At 55.2% G+C, this 23301-nt stretch carries 23 protein-coding genes and 1 pseudogene; 11 read left to right on the forward strand and 13 right to left on the reverse strand.

Annotation, left to right across the window (positions count from 1 at the left end):
* Positions 1-264 precede the first annotated feature (264 nt).
* The 3 genes from CKW38_RS13670 to CKW38_RS13680 all read right to left on the reverse strand — a co-directional run bounded on the left by CKW38_RS13670 (position 265) and on the right by CKW38_RS13680 (position 3287).
* The gene (locus CKW38_RS13670; protein ID WP_095113015.1) at positions 265-1821 is read right to left on the reverse strand and encodes a hypothetical protein; all 1557 of its coding nucleotides are present in this window, start codon (positions 1819-1821) and stop codon (positions 265-267) included.
* Between the two features lie 68 nt (positions 1822-1889).
* A complete protein-coding gene (locus CKW38_RS13675) occupies positions 1890-2627 on the reverse strand; it encodes a hypothetical protein (protein WP_095113016.1) in 738 nt (245 codons plus the stop codon).
* 288 nt (positions 2628-2915) lie between these two features.
* Positions 2916-3287, reverse strand: coding sequence for a hypothetical protein (locus CKW38_RS13680; RefSeq protein WP_095113017.1), 372 nt, complete (start codon positions 3285-3287; stop codon positions 2916-2918).
* A gap of 369 nt (positions 3288-3656) precedes the next feature.
* Between CKW38_RS13680 and CKW38_RS13685 the strand changes: the two genes are divergently transcribed.
* Positions 3657-4301 (forward strand): hypothetical protein, encoded by a 645-nt coding sequence (locus CKW38_RS13685; protein ID WP_095113018.1) that lies wholly within the window; start codon positions 3657-3659, stop codon positions 4299-4301.
* Positions 4302-4350: 49 nt separating this feature from the next.
* Here CKW38_RS13685 and CKW38_RS13690 read toward each other — a convergent pair whose 3' ends face one another.
* Entirely contained in the window at positions 4351-5052 is a 702-nt protein-coding gene (locus CKW38_RS13690; protein ID WP_095113019.1) for an RES family NAD+ phosphorylase, read from the reverse strand.
* A gap of 779 nt (positions 5053-5831) precedes the next feature.
* Entirely contained in the window at positions 5832-6626 is a 795-nt protein-coding gene (locus tag CKW38_RS13695; protein ID WP_141232662.1) for a hypothetical protein, read from the reverse strand.
* A gap of 142 nt (positions 6627-6768) precedes the next feature.
* Between CKW38_RS13695 and CKW38_RS13700 the strand changes: the two genes are divergently transcribed.
* Positions 6769-8298: a hypothetical protein gene (locus CKW38_RS13700; protein WP_141232663.1), complete on the forward strand. Its 1530-nt coding sequence runs from the start codon at positions 6769-6771 to the stop codon at positions 8296-8298.
* A 1614-nt stretch (positions 8299-9912) separates the two neighbouring features.
* On the opposite strand, the pseudogene CKW38_RS13710 reads toward CKW38_RS13700, so the two are convergent.
* From CKW38_RS13710 to CKW38_RS13720, 3 genes and pseudogenes are all read right to left on the reverse strand, one after another.
* A pseudogene (locus CKW38_RS13710) lies at positions 9913-10083 on the reverse strand (transcription elongation factor GreB); the annotation flags it as partial.
* 34 nt (positions 10084-10117) lie between these two features.
* Entirely contained in the window at positions 10118-12622 is a 2505-nt protein-coding gene (locus tag CKW38_RS13715; RefSeq protein WP_007908571.1) for an ABC transporter permease, read from the reverse strand.
* Positions 12622-13305, reverse strand: coding sequence for an ABC transporter ATP-binding protein (locus tag CKW38_RS13720; protein ID WP_095113023.1), 684 nt, complete (start codon positions 13303-13305; stop codon positions 12622-12624). The genes CKW38_RS13715 and CKW38_RS13720 overlap by 1 nt, the downstream gene beginning before the upstream one ends.
* Positions 13306-13315: 10 nt before the next feature.
* On the opposite strand from CKW38_RS13720, the gene CKW38_RS13725 reads away from it, so the two are divergent.
* The 3 genes from CKW38_RS13725 to CKW38_RS13735 all read left to right on the forward strand — a co-directional run bounded on the left by CKW38_RS13725 (position 13316) and on the right by CKW38_RS13735 (position 15424).
* The gene (locus tag CKW38_RS13725) at positions 13316-13921 is read left to right on the forward strand and encodes an arylesterase (RefSeq protein WP_007908573.1); all 606 of its coding nucleotides are present in this window, start codon (positions 13316-13318) and stop codon (positions 13919-13921) included.
* Positions 13922-13978: 57 nt separating this feature from the next.
* A complete protein-coding gene (locus CKW38_RS13730) occupies positions 13979-14272 on the forward strand; it encodes a hypothetical protein (protein WP_007908575.1) in 294 nt (97 codons plus the stop codon).
* Positions 14273-14452: 180 nt separating this feature from the next.
* Positions 14453-15424 carry a L,D-transpeptidase family protein gene (locus CKW38_RS13735; RefSeq protein ID WP_007950157.1) on the forward strand — a complete coding sequence of 324 codons (972 nt, stop codon included), beginning with the start codon at positions 14453-14455 and terminating at the stop codon, positions 15422-15424.
* Positions 15425-15550: 126 nt separating this feature from the next.
* Here CKW38_RS13735 and oprI read toward each other — a convergent pair whose 3' ends face one another.
* Positions 15551-15802 (reverse strand): outer membrane lipoprotei OprI, encoded by a 252-nt coding sequence (oprI, locus tag CKW38_RS13740; protein WP_003199355.1) that lies wholly within the window; start codon positions 15800-15802, stop codon positions 15551-15553.
* A gap of 639 nt (positions 15803-16441) precedes the next feature.
* Here oprI and CKW38_RS13745 point away from each other — a divergent pair.
* Positions 16442-16723 (forward strand): GNAT family N-acetyltransferase, encoded by a 282-nt coding sequence (locus CKW38_RS13745; protein ID WP_003226804.1) that lies wholly within the window; start codon positions 16442-16444, stop codon positions 16721-16723.
* A gap of 60 nt (positions 16724-16783) precedes the next feature.
* Here the strand turns inward: CKW38_RS13745 and CKW38_RS13750 are convergent, their stop codons facing one another.
* A complete protein-coding gene (locus CKW38_RS13750; protein WP_007908583.1) occupies positions 16784-17860 on the reverse strand; it encodes a 3-deoxy-7-phosphoheptulonate synthase in 1077 nt (358 codons plus the stop codon).
* A 130-nt stretch (positions 17861-17990) separates the two neighbouring features.
* Positions 17991-18434, reverse strand: a complete 444-nt coding sequence (locus CKW38_RS13755) for a PilZ domain-containing protein (protein WP_007908584.1) — start codon at positions 18432-18434, stop codon at positions 17991-17993.
* On the opposite strand from CKW38_RS13755, the gene CKW38_RS13760 reads away from it, so the two are divergent.
* From CKW38_RS13760 to cysB, 5 genes are all read left to right on the forward strand, one after another.
* Positions 18433-18819, forward strand: coding sequence for a co-chaperone YbbN (locus CKW38_RS13760; RefSeq protein ID WP_095113024.1), 387 nt, complete (start codon positions 18433-18435; stop codon positions 18817-18819). The two genes, CKW38_RS13755 and CKW38_RS13760, sit on opposite strands and share 2 nt — an antisense overlap.
* The gene (locus CKW38_RS13765; RefSeq protein ID WP_176472327.1) at positions 18816-19772 is read left to right on the forward strand and encodes a putative 2-dehydropantoate 2-reductase; all 957 of its coding nucleotides are present in this window, start codon (positions 18816-18818) and stop codon (positions 19770-19772) included. Before CKW38_RS13760 ends, CKW38_RS13765 begins: the two co-directional genes overlap by 4 nt.
* Positions 19773-19794: 22 nt before the next feature.
* Positions 19795-20700 carry a 5'-nucleotidase gene (locus CKW38_RS13770; RefSeq protein ID WP_007908587.1) on the forward strand — a complete coding sequence of 302 codons (906 nt, stop codon included), beginning with the start codon at positions 19795-19797 and terminating at the stop codon, positions 20698-20700.
* Between the two features lie 98 nt (positions 20701-20798).
* Positions 20799-21302 carry a universal stress protein gene (locus CKW38_RS13775; protein ID WP_007908589.1) on the forward strand — a complete coding sequence of 168 codons (504 nt, stop codon included), beginning with the start codon at positions 20799-20801 and terminating at the stop codon, positions 21300-21302.
* Positions 21303-21415: 113 nt separating this feature from the next.
* Positions 21416-22390, forward strand: a complete 975-nt coding sequence (gene cysB, locus CKW38_RS13780) for an HTH-type transcriptional regulator CysB (RefSeq protein WP_007908591.1) — start codon at positions 21416-21418, stop codon at positions 22388-22390.
* Between the two features lie 9 nt (positions 22391-22399).
* Here the strand turns inward: cysB and CKW38_RS13785 are convergent, their stop codons facing one another.
* Together CKW38_RS13785 and CKW38_RS13790 are read right to left on the reverse strand one after the other, a co-directional pair.
* Complete coding sequence (locus CKW38_RS13785) at positions 22400-22882, reverse strand: GreA/GreB family elongation factor (RefSeq protein WP_007908593.1); 483 nt, start codon at positions 22880-22882, stop codon at positions 22400-22402.
* A 2-nt stretch (positions 22883-22884) separates the two neighbouring features.
* Positions 22885-23292, reverse strand: coding sequence for a hypothetical protein (locus CKW38_RS13790; protein ID WP_095113026.1), 408 nt, complete (start codon positions 23290-23292; stop codon positions 22885-22887).
* Between the last annotated feature and the right edge of the window lie 9 nt (positions 23293-23301).

Consider the following 23301-nt stretch of genomic DNA (forward strand, 5'->3'; position numbering starts at 1 on the left):
AGCGTGATGAGTCATCGCGTCCACTTAAAAAAACGCGGATACCGTCGCTTTTAATGCTGGAGCTTGGAAGGTGAGCTCGCCGGACGATTACTCCGGCATCACCGTACAGCAAGCCCTTGGATCCGAGTCATTTGTGTTTGCCTAGCGTTGATTTTTCGTCGGCGCTAGGGTGGGAAAGCCGGCATGATTTGCTCTGGACTACAGAGCGTTCCCGTTGGAGGGGGCTGGTGCTTGGGTACGGTGATTTCTAGGCACTCATCATGCTCAGCGATTTAGAGCGAAATCCAGCATCGCCGGGACTAAGTTCACGATGGGAAGAGAGTGCTCGTAATTAGCCGTGATCTGCTCAAGTCGAAGCAGGATTTTCTCCGTGTTTAGTTCGCTCTCGCGCAAGACCGTTTTGTAGAGGACATCAAAATCGGAGGCCGCAACGATGTAACGTCCCTGCTCTGATCGGCTCATCTCTCCAAATACCGCAAGGATAGCCAGGTAGCATTTCCCGCCAACGCTCAGGGCAAGCGGCACCAGGCATGCAGCTTCAATCGGGTCGTGTACCTCGGCGCACCTGAAGGAGATCCTGGCCCTAGTCTTTCTATTCAAGAAAGCAGACATAGCTCTGATGTTTCGATCGCTGCGGATGAGCTCTGTTGCTGAGATCGTCAGGTGTTCCCTGTCCGAGAAAAAGCTCTTCACCCCCAGTAATAGGTCAGCTGTTTCCAGCGCCTGTGAATAGTCAGGTAAGCCTGCGCCGTTTTTGACGACCATAGAGCTCTGGGAACCGTAGAAGTCCATGTCTATGGAGAGGCTTTTGGGCGTGCGAAGTAAGCAAACTATCTGAAGAAAATTGGCAAGCTCGTCCAGGTTAATCGGCGAATCAGGGTCAAGCGTTCCGGTGAATTGCGCGCTTGAATCCTCATTAAAGAACCAGTCAAAGGTGCCGCAATCGAACCGGATTTTTTTTAGGCTTTTGGGGAGCCATTCATGCATCGGGCTGAAGTAAGCTGAAGCCTCTACCAGCGCACTCACACCAGTCGATAGATCCCGGAAGGTCAGTGTGCCCTTGGCAGCTGGCGCCACTGGAGTGAGCTCCATTACACCCGTAGTCGATTCACTACGACTACAGGGGGCTTCATGCCCAAATCGCTTGGTAGAAAATTGCATACTCTGCAATTCAACGCTTCCGCCCATTCCCAAGGAGGCGTTAACCAGCGCTGCGAGACTTTCCATGCCCTCAAGCTGAAAATGCATGGCATGGCGGCCTTCCTCAAACCCAACATTTTTAAGAAACATGGATTTCTTGTCGGTGTATTGGGCCGGGGAGGCGCCGACTGCTCGTAAGATTTCTGATTTGAAGGTGCTGGGTTCGCTGAGCCTTATTTCGCGACCCAATCCAAAATCGACGCGTAGTGTGAGCTTGTGTAGCCGTTCCGCTTTGCCGGCGATGATATGGGTGTTAACCCTCTCCAGGATTTCTCGGATCAGAGGTTCATCGACATGCCGTATGAATGCCCTGTGAGGGTGTGGCCCTTGCGAAAAGTCCATCAGGACATAGAAGGAGGGAAGCGGGCTGGTGGCCATCTTGCGTAGGTTGGACAGGGTGACATCCACTTTTAGCGACGTGGTACGCGTGGACTTTACTTGGACTTTGCCTGCAATGATGGGCTCATGAAGTGTCATCAGGGTAAGCGTGCTTGCTTCCTGTTCGACCTCGACGAAGACATCCCAACCATGCTTGTCAGCATTGCTTTTATTGGCAGTCACTCCATCGACGGAGCAGAAGCCCATAAAAAAATGCTCACCACCCGCTCCTATATCACCCATAAAATCCTCTGGCTTTCCTTCTTATCCAATGTGCTTTCTTCATCTGCGTCGCCGGCTGGGGCCTCAAATTATCCCAATCGCGTAGTTCCATCTGAGCCATACAGTTCCTTTCGCTCTTGATCCTGCTTTCTGCGTAGTTGCGGGTGATAGGCATAGGCCCTAGGCCAGGGCTTAAGAATCGAGAAGATGGGCAGGATGAATATGGCTAAGGCCAGATACAGGTAAAACGGCACTTCATGCCCTCTGGCGAGCCACAAGATTAGCGTCTCAGTGCCAGACGTATAGCCTACCCAAATATCCGAAACTGTTAACAGCACCAAGCCAATTAGAAGAGTTGTAGCTTGTCGCTGATCGTTCAGCTTGCGAATCCAGATAGAGTTCTTTTCCTGATAGATCGCCATGAGGAAGTCATCGCTCGTCCGTAATGCTTCAGTGTGCAAATAATGGAGCGATACCTCGCCAGACTCAGCGCCGCGCTTCCTGAAAGCATCCAAGAGGAAAGCTGGCGAAATCTCGATGATGAATTTCCTCATAAACTCAGAAAACTGTGGAATGACGAACGAAACGGTGAGGCCGAATCCTGCTACTGCCAAGAGGAGGGCGCCAATCGACTCCCAAATCTGTGTGCTGCCCGTCGTAACCGACAGCAAATTCTTGTGAAGAAACCATGCTAGGACTGCATCGGCATACAGGGCGATGTAGATCAGTTGGATACCCCATTTGAACTCCCAGGCCTTTTCAATCAAGCCAATGGAGATGGCCTGAGCCGCATCGGCCTTACTTTTGCCTTGAGCTTCCTCTGTCATTCCAATCCCTTTTTCGTGTCTGTATGTTGATGGACGGTTCGTCGGGTACACGCTAAGAGCTGCGTGCTCGCAGGTGCGTAAGCGTTTGGTCAACCATGCGATACGGAAGCCTGACTTTCGAGATTCGAAGCAATGTGCCAAATGCATCGAAGAGAATGAATTTCACAGACATCTGCATCGCCTACATCGACTTGGGTTTCAGTGCGCCATATCAGCGTGTGCAGATGCATTGAGCTGAAGAAGTGGGCATCCTCGGAGGGCCTGGCGATGCACTGTGGCCTCAATTTCCTAATCGTCGATATCGGTAATCTTCGATGTGTTGGTGTACAGGAAACGATTAGGTGAGCCCCTCGCCAACCATTTATCTACGGCTCGCTTTACCAAGTCTTGCGTTCGGAACAAATCCAAAGCATTGAGCTCCTCGTGGATCATGGTAGGCATCCAGCAAGGATAACCATCTACTATTGCGACGGGCTCGTCGCAGCGGATGTGGGGAACACGACCTTGCCAATCTTTGAGCAAGTCCGTGACTTCATCTCGGAGCTTTTCTGGCTGGCCACGCATATAGGCGTTGAGCACCACTATGTGGTGGGCGCAGAGCATTCCTGCCAGCTCGTCGGCTGAAACCTCTGCATCGTTCACTATCAGGACTTGGTACATCCTTGCTCCCGCAAGCGTTGCGTGGACATAGACCTTACAGACTCGCACGCAAGGTGTTCAACCACCCGCGCTATCAGGCCCAGAAGGTTCAGGTGGATCATGAATGAGGAGGATCTAGGGCGATGTCGTGATCCGCTGAGCTGTGATGGCATCAGGGCAGCATAGGCACTCGGAGACGTTCATGATGAGGGGATTTTAAAGCGATGACCATGCCGTGTTTTAGATAGTGAACCTAGTGTGAACTATGCGAGAGTGTCCAAGATCGGTTCGCCGCGACATCCTTTCGTCGACAAAGGGTACATTGTCGTTTGACGATTTTGCAGTATTGTTGATACAGTGAATCGTCAATTAAGAATGCAGAGGTGCCTTATGGACTCGCACAGATCTATACATGCCATCGTTGATACCCTGACAGCTGCCGTGGAGAAAATTCCTGAGGCCGCAGGGGCGTCCGTACGCATGCTGAAAATCCTGACCAATGTGTTCGAGCGATGGTCTGAGGAAAAAAGCAATGAGAGCTTGGGTGCTCTTACAGATGCAGAGCTCCTGCAAAAGCTTGCGGTCAGTGGGGCTGTTACTGGGGCTCTGAGCACCCGTGAAACTCGAAAGCAGGCTCGAAGAGTTGCTGCGAAAATTGAGTTTTTCGAACAGCTCAGAGAATTTGGTGGTGTCTTGAAGACCCAAGATGTCACTAATATTTTGGGTCTGACAAGGCAGTCAGTGAATAACCATGTCAAGAAGGGCATGCTGATAGCGTTGCAGGAAGGTACCGATTATCTATACCCGGCATTTCAATTTGTTGGGGATAAGAAGCTCCCTCACCTAGAAGAGGTGCTGGGACTACTTAAGGATGTGAGCGCAGAAGCACAATGTACTTTCTTCCTAAATCCAATCGCGTTCGCTAATGAAAGGGTGGAATTGCCCTACGTTGTTTTGAAAAATGGAGCCAGTGAGCAGCAGCTGAACACGATCAAGCGCGAAGCCGCTCTTTTCATGACGTCGACGTCTGCGTAGAAAACAGCGCACCCAAGGGTGGGGCGCTGTCTGAATGGTAAAGCGAAGTTTAAGAACCAAGCACCTTGTAGCCGAGGATCTCCGTCATGATCTCCTCCGCATCAATGCTGTCACCCTCAAAGCCTTCCGGCAGCTCTCCTTTGTACTCAAACTCTGAGAGCTTTGTCATTTCAACGGTTTTCACCGTTGTAGCCTCACCTGGTTTCGTCCACAGCGCATAACAGCTGTGCCCGTCCGGATGATGGCGCGACTCGTAAGCAATGCCGTCGAATGGGTTACCTGGCAATCGCGCCACCGCCCCAACAATTTCTTGGGTCAGGGAGTAGTCGAGACCAGAAACCTCATCCACGGTTCGGGCTAGCTTGGACAGGCAAGGCTTTAGATCCAGGAGCGTCAAGTCCCGGTTCATTTCCACTACGCACATGTCTCTTGATTCGAGATCTGTGACGTTGATGAAAATACCTGTCCCTTTCTTGTCCTTCGGTCGAAGTCGTCCAAAGGTCTCGGCCAGCGCTCCGCTAGGGTGTTGAGCCCCATACCAAATCCCAATTTCTTCCTCGGGATCATTATATCGACCCAATTCTTTGGGCCGTTTAGGACATCCGTAGTACTCGGCATTATCATGCCCGGTGCCCTGTACTCGATAGGAATGTGAGCTTTGCTTAACCTTTTTTGGGGTCAGCTTTCCTTTAGAGTGCAACTCTTGAATCAGTTGTGCAGTCGTCTTATTGTCGTCGTCGGTTGTTCCCATTATTTGTAACTCCGTTAATGAAGGGTTTGGTCATAAGTTCACCATCTTGGTTGCTTACGAAAGATAACGCTGGAGAACCAGCGACGTTCGACACCCGTCGAACGCAGGCGGATCTTAGCAGAGGTGAAGTGACGGCACAAAAGTAGTTTTTCGCTGGGGTGACGGGTGCGCGGGAAACAACAATTTGACGATGATTAACGGGTTGTGGTGGTTGTTGTGAGTGCAAGAAATAAATGTGAAATGATACTTTTTTGATGATCTGATCTATTTGTATGAGTGTATGAGTGTATGAGTGTATGAGTGTATGAGTGTATGAGTGTATGAGTGTATGAATGTATGCGTGGTTGCTTGACGCATAATTAGGACGCGGGTGTGTCGTGTCAAACTCATTTGGCAGGGCGGGTGGGGACGGTGATACCGTAAGTCTCGATTTCTTGTCTTAAAATCTTCTTTATCTGAAATCGCAGCCAGACAGCTCACATCAACCCAGATGTTTGCGGTTGGGATGCAAGTTTTGCGTGTATACGGAGATTAGGGCAACAGGTTGAATCAATGTGGGGCCGAATTAGAGGTAATTGGCATGAAGCAGAGGCTGAGATAGGCACCTAAATGGGCGCCGAGAGGTGTCGTGAGGGGTAAAGAACTCTGCGGTCGTGGATAGAAAATCGGCCATGGCAAGCATGTCGCGAATATATATCTTTTTAATACATATCGGGACGATTGCTGGTTAAACGGTGGGGGATGGTGCTCGAAAACGAATATCTTTTGAATTTTTCGATTCAGCGCCAAATAGTAGCTAGCAAACCAATCGCTAGTCCGGTAGCGGCGCTTGCCGCAATCCACCAGTTACTGATCAGGCCCGAATGCCAGACTTTAATTGCCAGCATACCGAAGCTGGCGATCCCGGTAACCCATTTAAAGCGCGTAGCGACTTGTGAGACGCGACCGACAGCCATACAAGTAACGATAAGAATTGTCTGTAAAGGAATCGGTAGTTTTCGAAATGTTCTTCCGAATTTTGTCACTTCGTAGCAGCGATGGTAAGAATTTATCCCGTAATAACTCACCGGGTAGAGGGCGACTTTTAGAATTTTGAGTTTGAAGGCGAGTTCAATTGAGTTATTACGCCGGAATCTCCACGTTCTCGCGACGTCTTGTTCATAGTGTGACGCCTTCAGTTCCATCGGTGAGTCGCAGTCAAACAAAACTTCACAACCCATTATGCGATTTGCTTCGCTATCCAGACGCGAGTGATGATGCTCCGACAATCCGTCTCCGTGTTCTATCATATCAATACTACAGGCTATCAGGTGCTGTCTCATCCAGATTCTAAATTCACGGTTTACTTTTGGCATCGGTCTGGGATTTCTTGGTTTGTAGGTTCGGTATTGTAATGCTGAGAAAATAATCTTTTTTGTTTGCTGAATACTACTGGGTTTTCCTGTTTTCAGAGGACGGGTTTGGAACTGTGGCATCTGTCTCGCACGGCTCGGTGGTAGGGTTAGGTTTACGTAGGTACCTAAGCCTTCGATAATAAGTTGAGTATCAAAAAATCTGAGATTATGAAGATTCACTACCGTTCGCGTTGCTCCATGGCAAAGGTCGCAACGGCTTTGCTGAGCCCATTTTTGGGAAGTGCTGCTGCTCACACTATCAGACAAAAGATGTTCGCGGATAGACTTGCAGCGACTTCGGCATTTAGTAGGTATCTAATCGATGGCTCGCGATGATTTTTCTGCCAGCGTTGTAAGGAAGCTAAGGGACAGGGTTGCGCATCGGTGTTCGAAGCCAAACTGCAGAGTGCCAACGTCGGCTCCTCAAGATGAAGATGGCGTGACGAATGTTGGAAAAGCTGCCCATATTTGTGCCGCTTCCCCTGGAGGGCCTCGCTATGACTCAGGCATGACCAGCAACGAGCGAAAGGCTTTTTCCAATGGTATCTGGTTATGCGCGATTCATGCAGATGAGATCGATCGCGACGTCAATACCCATACCGTGGAGCTGCTCAAAAGCTGGAAAAGGCAGGCCGAGGCCGCTACGAAAACCGAGCTTGGACAACAGCTGCCTAAAGCGACCGATGCGACCGACCTGTTAGCCATGACGCTAAGTGGAATGCCGAAGAAATTTCTTCCAAATGCAATACGCCAAGTCCATACGGCTTCAGCAAATGTACTGGCAGCGGCCGACCCTCGTTTCGATGTGGTAAGCAAATACGATCCTTTGTATGGAACGGCTTTTCAGGTCAATGCCAAGGAAAATGTTCAGATCTTCATGACGGTCGGTGGAAAAGATGCCCAGATCGCGGCAACCGGCTACACAGCCCTTTTTGAAAATGGACGTGCGTTTGAGCTCGATGCGAAAAATATCGAATTCCAAGGATCTACGTTATTCGAACTGATTAAAGAACTGCTAAGCGGAAATGAAGGCAAGGTAAGTTTTTTTCGACCATCCACTGCGGTAGTCATCAAACTGTCTGCAACAGATCCAGTGACTAATAGAAAGATTAACTTGGATGACATCCCGGGATCGATAACTTCCGGCACCCAATCGTACTGCCTACAGGGCGTATCGATGAAAGGGATGATAACTTTGACGGCCGATGTGAGCCATAATGGCGAAAGCTCCAAGGTTAATTTTAACATCAATACAGAAAGCTGGAATGGTCGCGAGGTTTCTCAGCTTCCTTGGTTCAACAAAATAGCGACCTTTATCGAGGCGATTGTAGAGAAGTGGGAACTTGATTTGAGTGTGGAGATTGACGGGGAGCCATCTGCTGGTATGGCGCTGAACCTTATTCCCGAATACCTTGTGCCCCTTTCGTATGCACTTTCATATATTCACAAGGCCAGAGAGCTGTCTAGTTTTCTGCAGAAGCCGATATTTTTTGATGCGCGCTTCCGTCTAGCTGAACAATCCAACGAAGAACTAGCAACCAGTGTCGCGATGATAGATGGGTATTATCTTGACTTGAATAACATTATCTTTCCCATCAGCGGGAGATGTGTCGTTAATGGCCCGGATATTGGTAAATTGATCGGGAATCAGTATGAGTTTGATCACTATGAGGCCATAGAGCGTAAACAGGTTGAGATTTTTGGTCAGCGTCTCCAGCTACCTCCGATACGCAGGGTTGTGAAGAACGGTGCAATGGAACTGTTCAGCTGGGAAGACGGGCAGGGAGTCGTTCGAATACATCACCGGCCCGGTATTTCAGTTTTTAGTCATTATATAACAGACAATAGCTGACTTTCTGATTCCACGATCATAGGGGGTGATCAGCTGGGTGGCGGAGGGGGTCGAGCTGGGAACATGCATAGCCGACGAGGCATCGAGTACTAAGCCTTGTTCTTTTCGCATATACACGGGCAGCAAAGCTGCTCGGCAAACCAAATGTTGATTTCGGCATCCCTGCTAGGCGCGCAAAACTCAAGGGTGGGCCAGTAATTATGATCTACTTTATAATCCAGATTTTAGCTGGATGCTGCCACTCCTTGTAAATAATGCTCAAAGCAATGTACATCCGTTATTTCCAATCGAACGTCGACAGCATATGCGTGGGTGAGCACGCAGGAAAATCCAAATTCAGGAGGAGTGCACTGTAGGGCTCGACTACTACCGGAGTAAATTTCGGGTCGTATTCATTTGCCGCGTTAAGCTCATCATATAGCTAGAGTACGCTAATAAAGTGCTTTCCTGTTTAAAAAGAGTTGAGGTGCTGAGTGCCTTTTGTAGATCAAATTACTTTGAAGCTGATTTTTAGGTGGGGCATAGAAGTTCTCTTTTTATTTATGATAATTATGAGGGTGTCAATCACCTCACCTGTCTGACCTATGTTTGTTCTACATCAGCGGATGCGGTAGGCGTGTGTTGTCTTGCATTTGATTGAGGCGTTGCATAGCTTTTGAGTAAAGCCTTTGGGGGAAAACTGGAGTACTCGTTGCGTATCGCCCAATCTACCGATCCTGAGCCGCAGCAATCCAGTGTTGCATTTCGATCCACTCGTCGGAGGAACGAGCGCTCCAGGCGGTGTTTGAGGCAGAAGGAATGGGGCGTAGATATCAGGAGAACGTTAAGATCCACGGGGTGGACGCGACCCCTATCGTTTGCGCCTTGAGCAGCCTGCCTGTCTGCGAGCCTGTAGGAATCGTTGCACGAGCAATGAAATATTCACTTGAGACCGTCCGGTTCTATTCATGCTTTGCGACCCTTGAAGGAGATCGAGTCGAGCGGATCTCAAGCCCATTGAGACAATCGCTTACTCAGACTTGGGCGGAGAATTCGCACTGGAAAGAGCGATGGGATATTTGGTGGAACTTGGATTGTGTGTTGATTGCTCAACAAGAACTCCAGATTTTCTGGCGCTGGCTCGGGACATATCCCTACCTCGTACAATATTCAACCAACGCGACACCCTCACCGTCGACGATGCTCTCACGCCTCACGGTATTCTCCCGCTTTATAGGTTGGTGGTGGCGGTCAATTGCCAAGGCTGTTGGCTTAGTCTTGGGGATGCGCTGGCTCGTCGTTGCGCAATTTTGGTTGGCAATCTGGTCAGGCCTGTTTGTGATTGCTGCGGATGATTGTTTGAGCTGGCGTTGGTCTCGGCGTTCGAAGAAGCACGGGAGGAAAGATGGCTGAGAAATGGATTTATGATCGTTTTTTGGGATTAATCCCACGCGACACATCAATCGTCTTTGGGGCATCAACGCGTCGGATGAGGATCTAGCTATAAATATTTTGCTAAAAAGCGAATTTTCTTTCACTCAAAATAGTATGTTTTTTTGAGTATGGTTACTATCATGAGATGCCCGGTTTAAAAGGGCTGTATGGAAGATAGTATGGGGAGTGCGGTGCTTGCTTGTACTCGGCGTTCTCCGAGCGATCGCCCTGAGCCGCCGCCTCGCTGACCGATTGCGTCACTTGCGGGCGGCGCACATGCCACAACTCATGGAATTCGGCACGCATCCGCGCTTCACCTTCGGGGGTGATCAGCGCGGTGCCGGCAGTGCGGGGAGGGCGATAACGGCTCATGGCAACTTCTTGTGATTAAGACCGCTTGAGTCTATCAACCCTCACGCAACACTGTCAGTGGACTTGCATTGAGTGCCCGGCGCGTTCCGAACACGCCGGCTCCCCCAATCAACGCCGCGCCAATCAACGGCAGCACCAGCAACCATGGATGCGGGTGCCACGGTAGATCGAACGCGTAGCGATACAAAACCAGACTCACCACTTCCGAACCGATCGCTGCGAGCAAACCGCTGACCGCACCGAGCAAACCGAACTCGATACGCCGCGCCTTGATCAGCAACTGCCGCTCCGCACCCAACGCACGCAACAGCGCACCTTGGCGAATACGTTCATCGAGCGTCGCCTGCAAGCCGGAAAACAGCACGGCCATTCCCGCTGCCAAAACAAACAACAATACATATTCCACGGCCAGGGTGACTTGGGCGAGGATGCTGCGCAGTTGTTCCAGCAGCGCTTCGACCTGAAGAATGGTCACAGCGGGAAAGGTTCGCGACAGTTCGACGATCTGCTGATCATGACCGGGGGCCAGATAGAAGCTGGTCAGGTAAGTCGCCGGCAAGTCCTTCAATGTGCCGGGCTGGAAGATCATGAAGAAGTTCGGCTGGAAGTTGTCCCAGTTGATTTCGCGCAGGCTGGTGACCTTCGCCTCGCGATTGACCCCGCCGACACTGAACACCATGTGGTCGCCGAGTTTGAGCTGGAGGCTTTCGGCGACTTTGCCTTCCACCGATACGCCGGGAACATCGTCGGTCGGCTGATCTTTCCACCACTCACCGGCAGTGAGCTTGTTGCCCGCCGGTAAATCAGCGGCCCAGGTCAGACTCAAATCTCTTTGAACCGCGCGGTCGCCCGCCGAATCCTTGCTGACGATTTGCTGCACGGCTTCGCCGTTGATGCTGATCAATCGTCCCGGTACCACCGGATACAGTGGCGCCGCTTGCGCGGACACCTTGATCAGGTGATCGGTGAAGGCCTGTTTGTCTGCCGGCAGAATGTTCAGGGCAAAGTAGTTCGGCGCGTTTTTCGGCAACTGGTTTTGCCAGGTGTCGAGCAGTTCGCCACGTAATAGAGCGATCAAGGCCATCGACAGCAGAATCAGACCGAATGCCAGCGATTGACCGGCCGCTGCCAAGGGATGGCGCAGCAACTGGCCCAGGCCCAAGCGCCATGGCAGCGAAGCTCGGGCGAGCATCCGCCGCAGGCTTTGCAGCAACAACAGCAGCAAACCACCCAAGACCAACGCGGCGACCACGCCACCGCCGAGCAGGGCGAATGTCAGCAGCAGATCGAGGCTCAGGCGCCACATGATCAAACCGAGCGCACCCAACGCGGCGCCATAAACCATCCACGTGCTCGACGGGATCGGCAGCATGTCGCGGCGCAGCACCCGCAGCGGCGGCACGCGACCCAATGCGGCCAGCGGCGGCAAGGCGAAACCGGCCAACGCCACCAGCCCGGTGCCGATCCCGGCGATGGCTGGAAACAGCCCGCCCGGGGGTACATCGCTTGGCAACAAATCATGCAGCAGCGCGAACAAACCCAGTTGCGCCAACCAGCCGAGCAATGCACCACTCAGTGCGGCGAGCAGCCCGAGCACGGTCAACTGCAAACTGAACAGCACCATGGTTTCCCGGCGCGAAAGACCAAGGCAACGCAACAACGCACTGGCATCGAAACGGCGACTGGCAAAACGGTTGGCCGATAACGCCACCGCGACACCGGCCAACAGCACGGCGACCAGACTGGCCATGTTCAGATAACGTTCGGCCTTGCCCAGTGCACCGCCAATCTGCCGGTTGCCATCGCGGGCATCCTGAATCCGCTGATTCGCAGCGAGCCCGGGTTTGATCAGTTGCCGATAGGTTTCCAGCGCCTGCGGTTCGCCGCGCCACAGTTCGCGGTAACTCACGCGGCTGCCGGGTTGCACGACACCGGTGGCGGCGAGGTCATCGAGGTTGATCATCACTCGCGGCGTGAGGCTGTAGAAGTTGCCGGCGCGATCCGGTTCGTAGGTCAGCACACGGGTCATTTTCAATGTCTTCATGCCGACATCGATGCTGTCGCCGATCTTCAGATCCAGTGCGGTCAGCAGGCGTGCTTCCACCCAGGCTTCGCCGGGTTGCGGTTCACCGCCGGGTTCTTCGGTGGCGAAGGGCGCTGGCGCACTCTTCAGTTCGCCGCGCAACGGATAGGCGCGGTCGACGGCTTTGATGCTCGACAGCTGAATGCCGTTGTCGGTGGCGATGACGCTGGAGAATTCCACCACTTGCGCATGCTTCAGACGCAGCTCGGTGCCGCTTCTGATCTGTTCTTCGCGTGCTGGCGAACTTCCCTCAAGCACCAGGTCGGCGCCGAGGAACTCGGTCGCGCGCAGCATCATCGCGCCATTCAGTCGGGCACCGAAATAGCCGATGGCGGTACTCGCCGCTACTGCAACGACCAACGCGAAGAACAACACGCGCAATTCGCCGGCGCGGGCATCGCGCAGGAGTTGGCGTATAGCGAGACTGAACAGACGCAACAGCGGCAAACGTGCCATCAAGGCTCCAGAGGGGCGACCAACAGCCCGGCTTCAAGACGGATCAGGCGCCGGCAGCGATGGGCCAGGCGTTCGTCGTGGGTCACCAGCACCAGGGTGGTGCCGCGTTCCTTGTTCAATTCGAAAAGCAGATCGCTGATGCGCTCACCGGTGTGGCTGTCGAGGTTGCCGGTCGGTTCGTCGGCAAACAGCACATCGGGCTCGGCGGCAAACGCACGGGCGATCGCAACACGTTGTTGCTCACCACCGGAGAGCTGGCGCGGCGAGTGCGTGAGGCGCTGGCCGAGTCCGACGCGCTGGAGCAATTCGATCGCGCGTTCACGGGCGTCTTTGCGGCCATCGAGTTCCAGCGGCAGCATGACGTTTTCCAGTGCGTTGAGGCTGTCGAGCAGTTGAAACGATTGAAAGACGAAACCCACGTGCTCGGCACGAATACGTGCGCGCTGGTCTTCATCGAGATTGCTCAGGCCCTGGCCGGCGAGAATGACTTCGCCACTGCTTGGCAGGTCGAGGCCGGCGAGCAGGCCGAGGAGGGTGGATTTGCCTGAACCGGATGCGCCGACGATGGCGAGGCTGTCGCCCTTGTTCAGTTCCAGGCTGAGTTCGTGCAGGATAGTCAGTTCACCTTCCGCGCTGGGAACCACTTTGCTGAGGTTCTTCGCGGTGAGAATGCTTGCGCCCATGGAGAATCCGATGCGTGTGTGGTTTTTGAGTGCTGGCCTGGCCTTGATGTGCATGGCCCAGAACGCAGCGGCGGGTACTGTCCTGATCGTTGGCGATAGTATCAGCGCCGGTTTCGGACTGGATACCCGCTTGGGGTGGGTGTCGTTGCTCGAACAACGGCTCAAACAGGAGGGTTTCGACGACAAAGTGGTCAATGCCTCGATCAGTGGCGACACCAGTGCCGGAGGCCAGGCACGGCTGCCGGCGCTGCTTGCAGAGCATAAGCCGGAACTGGTGATCCTCGAACTGGGTGGCAACGATGGCTTGCGCGGAATGCCGCCAAATCAATTGCAACAAAATCTTGCCTCGATGATCGACAGCTCGCGTCAGAGCGGGGCCAAGGTGCTGTTGCTCGGCATGCAACTGCCGCCCAATTACGGCAAGCGCTACACCGATGCTTTTGCCGAGGTCTACGGCAAACTCGCCGACGATAAAAAGATCCCTCTGGTGCCGTTTTTCCTCGACGGCGTGGGCGGTCATCCAGACCTGATGCAGGCCGATGGTCTGCACCCGGCGGCCGGGGCTCAGGGCAAGTTGCTGGAAAATGTCTGGCCGACGCTAAAACCGCTGTTATGAGGCTTTTCTAAGGGCAGGCTTTCGGCTAATGTGGCGCCCCCTTATTTGGAGCCCCCGATGTCGCGTTCTGCCTGGTCCCTGTTTGCCTACCAACTGATCGAGCCTGACGAGCAGCTGGATCTGTTCGCCTGCCAGGAAGTGCGGGTGCATCTGGTGACCCGGCAACTCGAACTCGGTGGTTCGGCCGATCGCACCCTGTGCGGCAGTCTGCTGCCGGCGCAGCCGCGCTGGTCGAGCGTGGATCGCCGGGTGTTTCAGGATCAGCGCCTGTGCTCGCTGTGCCGGGCGATTCTGGAGTCGCAGAAGCGCGGCACTTCACCAATCTGGCCGGAATTGCGGTTCGAGCTCTAAAGTCAAAAGATCGCAGCCTGCGGCAGCTCCTACATGGGTTCGCGTAATCCTGTAGGAGCTGCCGCAGGCTGCGATCTTTTCGCATTCAGCACGGTCCATCGGCGTGGCTCCCCGAATATTCAAAGTGCGGTGTACAATCGCGCTCTTATACCCTTGTTGATCATGCGAAGGATTTTCCGGATGTTGCCGCGCTTTCCTGCCGTCACCCGCTGCCTGTCACTTGCCGCCCTGTGTGTGGCCGGTCCCGTTGCTGCATTGGAGTTTCCCCTGCCACCACCCGGTGAAGACATCATCGGTCAGGTGCAGGTGATCAAAGCCAAGTACGAAGACACCTTCGCCGATCTGGGCACGAAGTACGATCTGGGTTACTCGGAAATGGTCGCGGCCAACCCGGGCGTCGATGCCTGGTTGCCGGGCGCCGGCACCGAAATCGTTCTGCCGACCCGTTTCATTCTGCCGCCGGGCCCGCGCGAAGGCATCGTCATCAACCTCGCCGAATACCGCCTCTACTACTTCCCGAAAGGCAAGAACGTGGTGTACACGTTCCCGCTGGGTATTGGTCGTGAGGGCTGGGGTTCGCCGATCGCGCACACCTCGATCACCGCCAAGACGCCCAACCCGACCTGGACGCCTCCAGCGTCGATCAAGGCTGAACACGCCGCTGACGGCGACCCGCTGCCGAACGTAGTGCCGGCCGGCCCGGACAATCCGCTGGGTCCGTTCAAGTTCACCCTGGGCACGCCGGGCTACCTGATCCACGGTTCGAACAAGAAATTCGGTATCGGCATGCGCACCAGCCACGGCTGCTTCCGCATGTTCAACAACAACGTGCTGGAAATGGCCAGCATGGTCCCGGTCGGTACCTCGGTGCGCATCCTCAACGATGCCTACAAGTTCGGCAGCAGTGGCGGCAAGGTCTATCTGGAAGCGCATACACCAATCGACGACAAGGGCAACCCGTCGGTGGTCGACAAGCACACTGCCGTGATCAATGCGATGCTCAAGCGCGAAGATGTCACCAGTAACCTGCGCGTGAACTGGGATGTGGTGCGTGATGTGGTCGCGGCTGAAGATGGTCTGCCAACTGAAATCGGCACGCCGAATACCTCGGCGCCGATAGTCTCGAACACACCGATCGACTTGCAGCAGTAAGTCGAGATCAAAAACCCGCCGATGCGTGTAGCGTCGGCGGGTTTTTTATTGCCCGGGGAAAAGCATCGGGCACAAAAAAGCCGACCCGAAAAATCGGGTCGGCTTGATAACAATCCCGAGGGATTATTACTTGCGGCTAGCTTTGTCCAGCATGCGCAGAGCACGCTCGTTAGCTTCGTCAGCAGTCTGTTGTGCTTTTTGAGCAGCAGCCAGAGCTTCATCAGCTTTACGGTAAGCTTCGTCTGCACGAGCCTGGGAGCGAGCAGCTGCGTCTTCAGTAGCGGTCAGACGTGCTTCGGTTTCTTTCGATGCGCTGCTGCAACCGGTAGCCAGAACTGCGGCCAGAGCCAGAGCAGAGAATTTCAGAACGTTGTTCATCGTGTTCCCCTTCAAGGACTTTCAAATTAAGTGGCTGTCTCCTCACGATTGAGGAAATAGCCGGCGTACATACTACCCATTACTTGTAGTAAGTAAACTGACGTAAGGCAAGAAGCAAAAAAAATTGTAGGCGTTGATTCTTTTTCGAGCAACTTTTAACTGCACTGCTTAAAAAATACCCAGCTGCAAGCCCCGAGCTGAGCGAGTTAATGAGAAAAAGTTCCCGTTGCCACGTGCTGTTTTTGCAGTCTTGGCTAAAGTCTGTCTAGATGAATTCGTCCACACTTTTGTTCCGATTTTGCGCGCTGCTTCGCTTATCTTTGTCCATGTTGAGGTGACTTTAAAAAAGGCTGCACGTCTTAAGTCTCAACATCCGGCAATGTTCAGGTGAGTGGCCCGGGAAGATCTTCTCCCCAATCACCTCTGCGTCCATCGGAGCAACCCCCGTCAACCCGCTTGATGACGAGCGTACCTTGAGCATTTTTGCCAATGGTGCCTACTATTTATCAGGTGCCAGGTTGCGCGAGATCGGTGTGGCTCTTCTCGGTGTCCATCAGGCACGGGGTGGCGTAGATGTTCCTTCGCCGGAAAAACATCGGTAAGGTAGGGGTCAGAATTCAAGACCCGCGAGGAGTAGTGATGAGCGAGGCGTTGTCCATCCACCATGACCAGGCTGGTCATCAGTTCGAGACCAATGTGGACGGTCATCGTGCCTACCTGACCTATATGGATCTGGGGAAACAGACCCTGGATATCTATCGCACCTTCGTGCCCAACGCCCTGCGTGGCCGTGGCATTGCCGCAGCGCTGACCGAAAGCGCGCTGCAGTACGCCGAAGAAATGGGCTACACGGTGATCCCGTCATGTTCCTACGTCGAGCGCTACATGGAACGTCATCAGCGCCGCGCCGCCAAAATCTGAATCGCACACACAAAAACGCCGGGCATTGCCCGGCGTTTTTTTATGCCTGTAAAACGCGTATCAGCTGCGCTGGCGTTTCGGCAGAACATCCTTGAGCTTGGCGTGCATGCTGCGCAGGGTGTTCTCGGTGGCGGACCAGTCGATGCACGCATCGGTGATCGACACGCCGTATTGCAGGTCGGCGAGGTCTTTTGGAATTGCCTGGCAACCCCAGTTCAGGTGACTCTCGACCATCAGGCCGATGATCGATTGATTGCCTTCGAGGATCTGGTTGGCGACGTTTTCCATCACCAGCGGTTGCAGAGCCGGGTCCTTGTTGGAGTTAGCGTGGCTGCAATCGACCATGATGTTCGGCTTGATCTTCGCCTTGTTCAGCGCCTGCTCGCACAGGGCCACGCTGACCGAATCATAGTTCGGCTTGCCGTTGCCGCCGCGCAGCACCACGTGACCGTAGGCGTTGCCTTTGGTGGTGACGATCGACACGCCACCTTCCTGGTTGATGCCAAGGAAACGGTGCGGGCTGGACACCGACTGCAAGGCGTTGATCGCCACAGTCAGACCGCCGTCAGTGCCGTTCTTGAAGCCGACTGCCGAGGACAGGCCGGAAGCCATTTCGCGGTGAGTCTGCGATTCGGTGGTACGCGCGCCGATGGCCGACCAGCTGATCAGGTCCTGCAGATACTGCGGGGAGATCGGGTCGAGGGCTTCGGTCGCGGTTGGCAGGCCTTTTTCGGCCAGATCCAGCAGCAACTGACGACCGATGTGCAGACCGTCCTGAATCTTGAACGAGTCATCCAGGTACGGATCGTTGATCAGGCCTTTCCAGCCGACGGTGGTGCGTGGCTTCTCGAAATACACGCGCATGACCAGATACAGGGTGTCGGAAACTTCCGCAGCCAGCACCTTGAGGCGATCGGCGTATTCGTGGGCAGCCTTGATATCGTGGATCGAGCACGGGCCGATCACTACGAACAGACGGTGGTCGGTGCCATCAAGAATGTTGCGAATGACTTCGCGACCCTTGGTGACGGTGCGCAGGGCAGCATCGCTCAGAGGGATATCACGCTTGAGCTGATCGGGAGTGATCAGGGTCTCGTTAGAGGCGACGTTTAGGTCGTTGATCGGTAAATCAGCCATCGTTTACTCGTCAGGTCACGGGTGCCGGCCGCCAGCGATCCCCGCGCGGCGGAGCACAGCAGATTTAAGCGCGTCGGGGAGCGGAACCTTAGCGCGTAAAGCGCCTGCTAGACAATGGGCAAAAGGTGCTTTAGTCCAGCGCTGGCTGCGCAAAAGCCTTGCGCACGCTGTCGTGGGAGAACTCGTCGGCGTGTTGCTCGACCCATTGCAGGGCCACTGCCTGAATTTCTTGCAGGTCATCGTGGGTGTCGTGCATGCGGCAATAGCGCTCGATCTGACACACTTGCTCACCCATTCGCGCACTGAACAGTGTCTGCTCATCGGTGAACGCGATGCCCACCAGATAGCCTTTTTTGCGTCGCAGGCACCACGCCACATAGCCCGGATAACAGATGTCGGCATTGAGTGTCGGCATGCGTACTTGCAGGGCGGTGCCATGGCGCCAGGCACGGTGGTAATTGCAAGCGATGCCGCCGAGGCTGATAGTGTGCAGCTGTTGCCTGGAAATACACTCAGGCTTGAGCAAGGTTAATTCAACCGGCACCTCGTCCGGATGAGGAATGAAACGTCCCATGAGCACAGACTCCCTGTGTCGGCCATTTGACATTGTTTCCCCCAGTATAGTGGTCGAATCCGAACTGACCGATTTCGACGCCGACCAACGGCTATTGGCGATGAGCGGCGTTTCGCTGGTGATTTTCACCAGCGTCGGCTGCGCCAGTTGCCGTTATGCCCGCGAGGTGTTACCGGATCTGGCGTTGGGGATTGATCGCCTGTGCTGGATCGATGCCGGCGACAACGGCGGGTTGGTGGAGCGCTATCAGGTCTTTCATTTGCCGGCGCTGTTTGTGGTGCGCGCCGGCGAGTTCTTTGGGGCATTGCACACGCGCCTGACGGCCGATGCGCTGAACGCGGCGCTGGCGCAGGCACTGGGTCGAATTGCAGAGGAGTTGCCATGATGGGGGCAGTGAATAACCCGGTCATAGGGATTATCGGTACCGGTGCAATCGGGGGGTTTTACGGTGTGATGCTGGCGCGCGCCGGTTTCGATGTGCACTTCCTGTTGCGCAGTGAGTTTTCAACGGTGGCCGAGCGCGGCTTGCACATCAACAGCGCGGTGCATGGCCCGCTGACGTTGCATCCGGCGCAGGCCTATTCGTCGGCCGAAGACATGCCCAAATGCGACTGGCTGTTGGTGGGAGCGAAAACCACCAGCAACGCCGGCCTCGCGCCTTCAATCATTCAAGCGGCCAAACCCGATGCGAAAGTGCTGGTCCTGCAAAACGGTCTCGACGTCGAGGACAGCCTGCGTGAACTGCTTCCCGATTCTCTCCACCTGCTGGGCGGTTTGTGCCTGATCTGCGTGCATCGTGAGGGACCTGGACAAGTCACCCATCAAGCCTTGGGCGCGGTGAACGTCGGTTATCACAGCGGTCCGGCCAGTGATGACGTCGCACCTATGGCGATCGTCGAGGAGGGGGCCGGGTTGTTCCGCGCTGCCGGAATCGATTCCCAGGCGATGCCCAATCTGCAACAGGCGCGCTGGCAGAAACTGGTGTGGAATATTCCTTATAACGGACTTTCGGTTCTGCTCGGCGCCAGCACCACACCGCTGATGGCCGATGCCGACAGTCGCGCGTTGATTCAGGCGTTGATGGCCGAAGTGGTGCAGGGCGCCAAGGCCTGCGGCCATGACGTGCCGCCGGGATACGCCGACTATCTGTTCATGATGACCGAGAAAATGCCCGACTACTGGCCGAGCATGTACCACGACTTTTCACACAAACGCCCGCTGGAGCTGCAAGCGATCTACGCTCGGCCATTGGCAGCGGCGAAAGCGGCGGGCTGTGAGCTGCCGCGCATCGAAGCGTTGTATCGCAATTTAAGTTTTATCGACCGGCGCAACGTTTAAGCCGGTCGCTCTGGGGGAAGGCATGGCCAAGAACATCGATGACAAACTGGTGCTGGCGATTTCGTCGCGCGCCTTGTTCGACCTGAGCGAGAGCCACAAGGTCTATCTGTCGAGCGGGGTCGAAGCCTATCGGCAATATCAGATCGAGCACGAAGACGAAATTCTTGCGCCCGGCGACGCCTTCCCGCTGGTGGAAAAACTCCTGAGCCTGAACAGTCGCCTCGGCCGAGCACGGGTCGAGGTGATTCTGGTCTCGCGCAACAGCGCCGACACCGGACTGCGCGTGTTCAACTCGATTCACCATTACGGTCTGGCGATTTCCCGCGCGGCGTTCGTCGGCGGGCGCAGTCCGTATCCGTATTTGAAAGCGTTCGGTTGCGACCTGTTTCTGTCGACTCATGCCGAAGATGTGCGCGCCGCGCTGGATGCCGGATTCGCTGCTGCAACCATTCTGTCCGGTGGCGCCAGCCGCGCGGCCAGCGACGAATTGCGCATCGCCTTCGACGGCGACGCGGTGATCTTTTCCGATGAGTCGGAGCGCGTCTATCAATCCGGCGGATTGGAAGCGTTTCAGGCCAAGGAGCGTGAAGCCGCCCGCGAGCCTTTGCGCGGCGGGCCGTTCAAAGGCTTTCTGGCAGCGCTCAATCTGTTGCAGCGCGAGTTTCCCGATGACGATTGCCCGATCCGCACGGCGCTGGTCACCGCGCGTTCGGCGCCGGCCCATGAGCGGGTGATCCGCACCTTGCGCGAGTGGGACATCCGCCTCGACGAATCCCTGTTCCTCGGCGGCCTGACCAAGTCGGCGTTCCTTGAAGCGTTTGCTGCCGACGTGTTTTTCGACGATCAGGCCGGCCACTGCGAACTCGCCCGCGAAGTCGTTGCCACCGGCCACGTACCGCACGGCATCAGTAACGAACCGTCGGTCTAAAGCCTACGTGCTTCAAGACGTTGCGTCGCACGTCGTACTCGCCAAGGCACTGCTAAGCTGAATCAAATCTCCGCCATGTTGGCACGCGAGGAGGTCATATGATTCGTTCGATGCTGTATGCCACTGACCTCGGTCTGTACGCACCGTTAGTGATGCAGCATGCCTTGGCGCTGGCGCGAACATTCAATGCCGATTTGTACGTGGTGCACGCGGTGGAGCCGATGGGGCTGTTTGCCGAATCGGTGTTGCAGAGCTATCTCGACGAGCAGGCATTGAACGAATTTCACAGCCAGGGTCTGAAAACTGTCATCGCCAATATCGAGCAGCGGGTGCTGGAAAGTTTTCGCGAAGAACTGGGAGATGAAGGCGAGCAGGATCTGCAGCGCATTCGCGCGGTGCGCGTGCTGCAGGGCGATCCGTCGCAAGTGATTCTCGACCAGGTGCAGAAACTCTCTGTCGATCTGCTGATCGTCGGCAGTCACAGCCACGGGGTGGGCGCGGAAACGCCGTTGGGGCGCACGGCGGCGCGGGTCCTGCAATTGGCCAAGGTGCCGGTTTATCTGGTGCCGTTGGTGGAGCGTCGGCGGCGGGAGGATCGCTGAGGCAGGAATAATGGCGCTTTGATAAAAAAGTTCTAGATTTATTATTCAAACCATTAATATAGTTATATACCGTCGCTGATGCCCGTGGCGTCTACCTGCTTTGAGGGATTCATATGAAGCTTCAACAATTGCGCTACATCTGGGAAGTGGCGCACCACGACCTCAACGTTTCCGCTACAGCCCAAAGCCTTTACACCTCGCAACCGGGCATCAGTAAACAAATCCGCCTGCTGGAAGACGAACTTGGCGTCGAAGTGTTTGCCCGCAGCGGCAAGCACCTGACCCGCGTGACCCCGGCCGGCGAGCGCATCATCACCACCGCCGGTGAGATTCTGCGCAAGGTCGAAAGCATCAAGCAGATCGCTCAGGAATTCTCCAACGAGAAAAAAGGCACCCTGTCGATCGCCACCACCCACACCCAGGCACGTTACGCACTGCCGCCGGTGATCAGTAATTTCATCAAGCAATACCCCGACGTGGCGCTGCACATGCACCAGGGGTCGCCGATGCAGATCGCCGAAATGGCCGCTGACGGCACTGTGGATTTTGCCATCGCCACCGAAGCGCTGGAGCTGTTCGGCGACCTGGTGATGATGCCTTGCTACCGCTGGAACCGCTGCGTGGTCGTGCCGCAGGGCCACCCGCTGACCAAGCTGCCGAAGCTGACCCTCGAAGCCTTGGCCGAATACCCGATCGTGACTTACGTGTTCGGTTTCACCGGCCGGTCGAAACTCGACGAAGCTTTCAGCCATCGTGGCCTGACGCCGAAAGTGGTGTTCACGGCTGCCGACGCCGACGTGATCAAAACTTACGTGCGCCTGGGCCTGGGCGTGGGCATCGTGGCGAAAATGGCCGTCGACACCAAGCTCGATAATGATCTGGTGGTGCTGGATGCCAGCGAACTGTTCGAATCCAGCATCACCAAGATCGGTTTCCGTCGCGGCACCTTCCTGCGTGGTTTCATGTGCGACTTCATCGAGAAGTTTGCCCCGCACCTGACCCGCGAAGTGATGGCCAAAGCCATTCAGTGCCACAACAAGCAGGAACTGGAAGAACTGTTCGACGGCGTCGAACTGCCGGTTCACTGATCCGTTGAATCAGAGCACCTCGGTGACAGCAAACTGTTGCCGGGTGCCCGCCACCAGTATCTCCACCTCATCACCTTCTAGCTTGCCCAGCAGACTTTTGCCCAGCGGCGAGCGCGGGGTGATGACGGTAATCGGCTGACCGACCACGTCGACTTTCAGACCTGCCGCATCCGGTGCCAGAAACAGCCATTGCTCGCGACCCTTTTCGTCTTCCAGACCGAGCAGGGCGCCGACCTCGATGCCACGATTTTCATCGTAGGCACGCAGAGTCAGGTTCTGGCACAGCGCCAATGAATGGCGAATTTCTTCGACACGTTTCGCCTGTCCGGCCGCCAGATACGACGCCTCGAGACCCAGCGTGTCGTACTTGTTTTCGGCGATGTTTTCTTCGTGGGTTGCGGTTTCGTAAGCGGTTTGTGCGGCGCGTTCGGCGATGTCGAGGTCAACGCGCAGCTTGTCGAGAATCAGTTGGTGGACGCTGTGTTTGTTCATGATCAATCGCAGAATTGCAAAACGTTGGCGCGGCTTTTCTCGCTTGGAGCCGTCTGATCCTGCTGCAGCCAGAACTGGCATTTCGGGTTCGACTGATTTCGCGAGCTGCTGCGCGCTTGATCGAGTCGAGCCTGCTGTTCATTCTTGCGCAGGTTTTCTTCGTACTGGTCGAACAGCGGGCTCTGCGGCGGAATGTCCGGCTGCACCTGCACGGCGGGCGGATTGGCCAGTTGCTGCACCGCTTGAGCCACCGGTACCAATTGCTCTTTGAAGACAAAATGCGACAGCAGCCAACAGGTCAGCGCAATGGCGAGAAAGCCCAGCCACATGCCCAAGGCAATGCTGCCGGTCAAATGCAGCGTACTTAGCTGAACAGGCAACGGGCGACGCGGATTGGGGCGATAGGGCATGGCAGCCTC

The organism is Pseudomonas sp. Irchel 3H7, from assembly GCF_900187605.1.
Taxonomy (GTDB): domain Bacteria; phylum Pseudomonadota; class Gammaproteobacteria; order Pseudomonadales; family Pseudomonadaceae; genus Aquipseudomonas.

Bases quoted from the DNA above. Each gene is read 5' to 3' on its own strand.
- CKW38_RS13670 (WP_095113015.1), bottom strand. From the start codon at position 1,821: ATGGGTGATATAGGAGCGGGTGGTGAGCATTTTTTTATGGGCTTCTGC.
- CKW38_RS13675 (WP_095113016.1), bottom strand. From the start codon at position 2,627: ATGACAGAGGAAGCTCAAGGCAAAAGTAAGGCCGATGCGGCTCAGGCC.
- CKW38_RS13680 (WP_095113017.1), bottom strand. From the start codon at position 3,287: ATGTACCAAGTCCTGATAGTGAACGATGCAGAGGTTTCAGCCGACGAG.
- CKW38_RS13685 (WP_095113018.1), top strand. From the start codon at position 3,657: ATGGACTCGCACAGATCTATACATGCCATCGTTGATACCCTGACAGCT.
- CKW38_RS13690 (WP_095113019.1), bottom strand. From the start codon at position 5,052: ATGGGAACAACCGACGACGACAATAAGACGACTGCACAACTGATTCAA.
- CKW38_RS13700 (WP_141232663.1), top strand. From the start codon at position 6,769: ATGGCTCGCGATGATTTTTCTGCCAGCGTTGTAAGGAAGCTAAGGGAC.
- CKW38_RS13715 (WP_007908571.1), bottom strand. From the start codon at position 12,622: ATGGCACGTTTGCCGCTGTTGCGTCTGTTCAGTCTCGCTATACGCCAA.
- CKW38_RS13720 (WP_095113023.1), bottom strand. From the start codon at position 13,305: ATGGGCGCAAGCATTCTCACCGCGAAGAACCTCAGCAAAGTGGTTCCC.
- CKW38_RS13725 (WP_007908573.1), top strand. From the start codon at position 13,316: ATGCGTGTGTGGTTTTTGAGTGCTGGCCTGGCCTTGATGTGCATGGCC.
- CKW38_RS13730 (WP_007908575.1), top strand. From the start codon at position 13,979: ATGTCGCGTTCTGCCTGGTCCCTGTTTGCCTACCAACTGATCGAGCCT.
- CKW38_RS13735 (WP_007950157.1), top strand. From the start codon at position 14,453: ATGTTGCCGCGCTTTCCTGCCGTCACCCGCTGCCTGTCACTTGCCGCC.
- oprI (WP_003199355.1), bottom strand. From the start codon at position 15,802: ATGAACAACGTTCTGAAATTCTCTGCTCTGGCTCTGGCCGCAGTTCTG.
- CKW38_RS13745 (WP_003226804.1), top strand. From the start codon at position 16,442: ATGAGCGAGGCGTTGTCCATCCACCATGACCAGGCTGGTCATCAGTTC.
- CKW38_RS13750 (WP_007908583.1), bottom strand. From the start codon at position 17,860: ATGGCTGATTTACCGATCAACGACCTAAACGTCGCCTCTAACGAGACC.
- CKW38_RS13760 (WP_095113024.1), top strand. From the start codon at position 18,433: ATGAGCACAGACTCCCTGTGTCGGCCATTTGACATTGTTTCCCCCAGT.
- CKW38_RS13755 (WP_007908584.1), bottom strand. From the start codon at position 18,434: ATGGGACGTTTCATTCCTCATCCGGACGAGGTGCCGGTTGAATTAACC.
- CKW38_RS13765 (WP_176472327.1), top strand. From the start codon at position 18,816: ATGATGGGGGCAGTGAATAACCCGGTCATAGGGATTATCGGTACCGGT.
- CKW38_RS13770 (WP_007908587.1), top strand. From the start codon at position 19,795: ATGGCCAAGAACATCGATGACAAACTGGTGCTGGCGATTTCGTCGCGC.
- CKW38_RS13775 (WP_007908589.1), top strand. From the start codon at position 20,799: ATGATTCGTTCGATGCTGTATGCCACTGACCTCGGTCTGTACGCACCG.
- cysB (WP_007908591.1), top strand. From the start codon at position 21,416: ATGAAGCTTCAACAATTGCGCTACATCTGGGAAGTGGCGCACCACGAC.
- CKW38_RS13785 (WP_007908593.1), bottom strand. From the start codon at position 22,882: ATGAACAAACACAGCGTCCACCAACTGATTCTCGACAAGCTGCGCGTT.
- CKW38_RS13790 (WP_095113026.1), bottom strand. From the start codon at position 23,292: ATGCCCTATCGCCCCAATCCGCGTCGCCCGTTGCCTGTTCAGCTAAGT.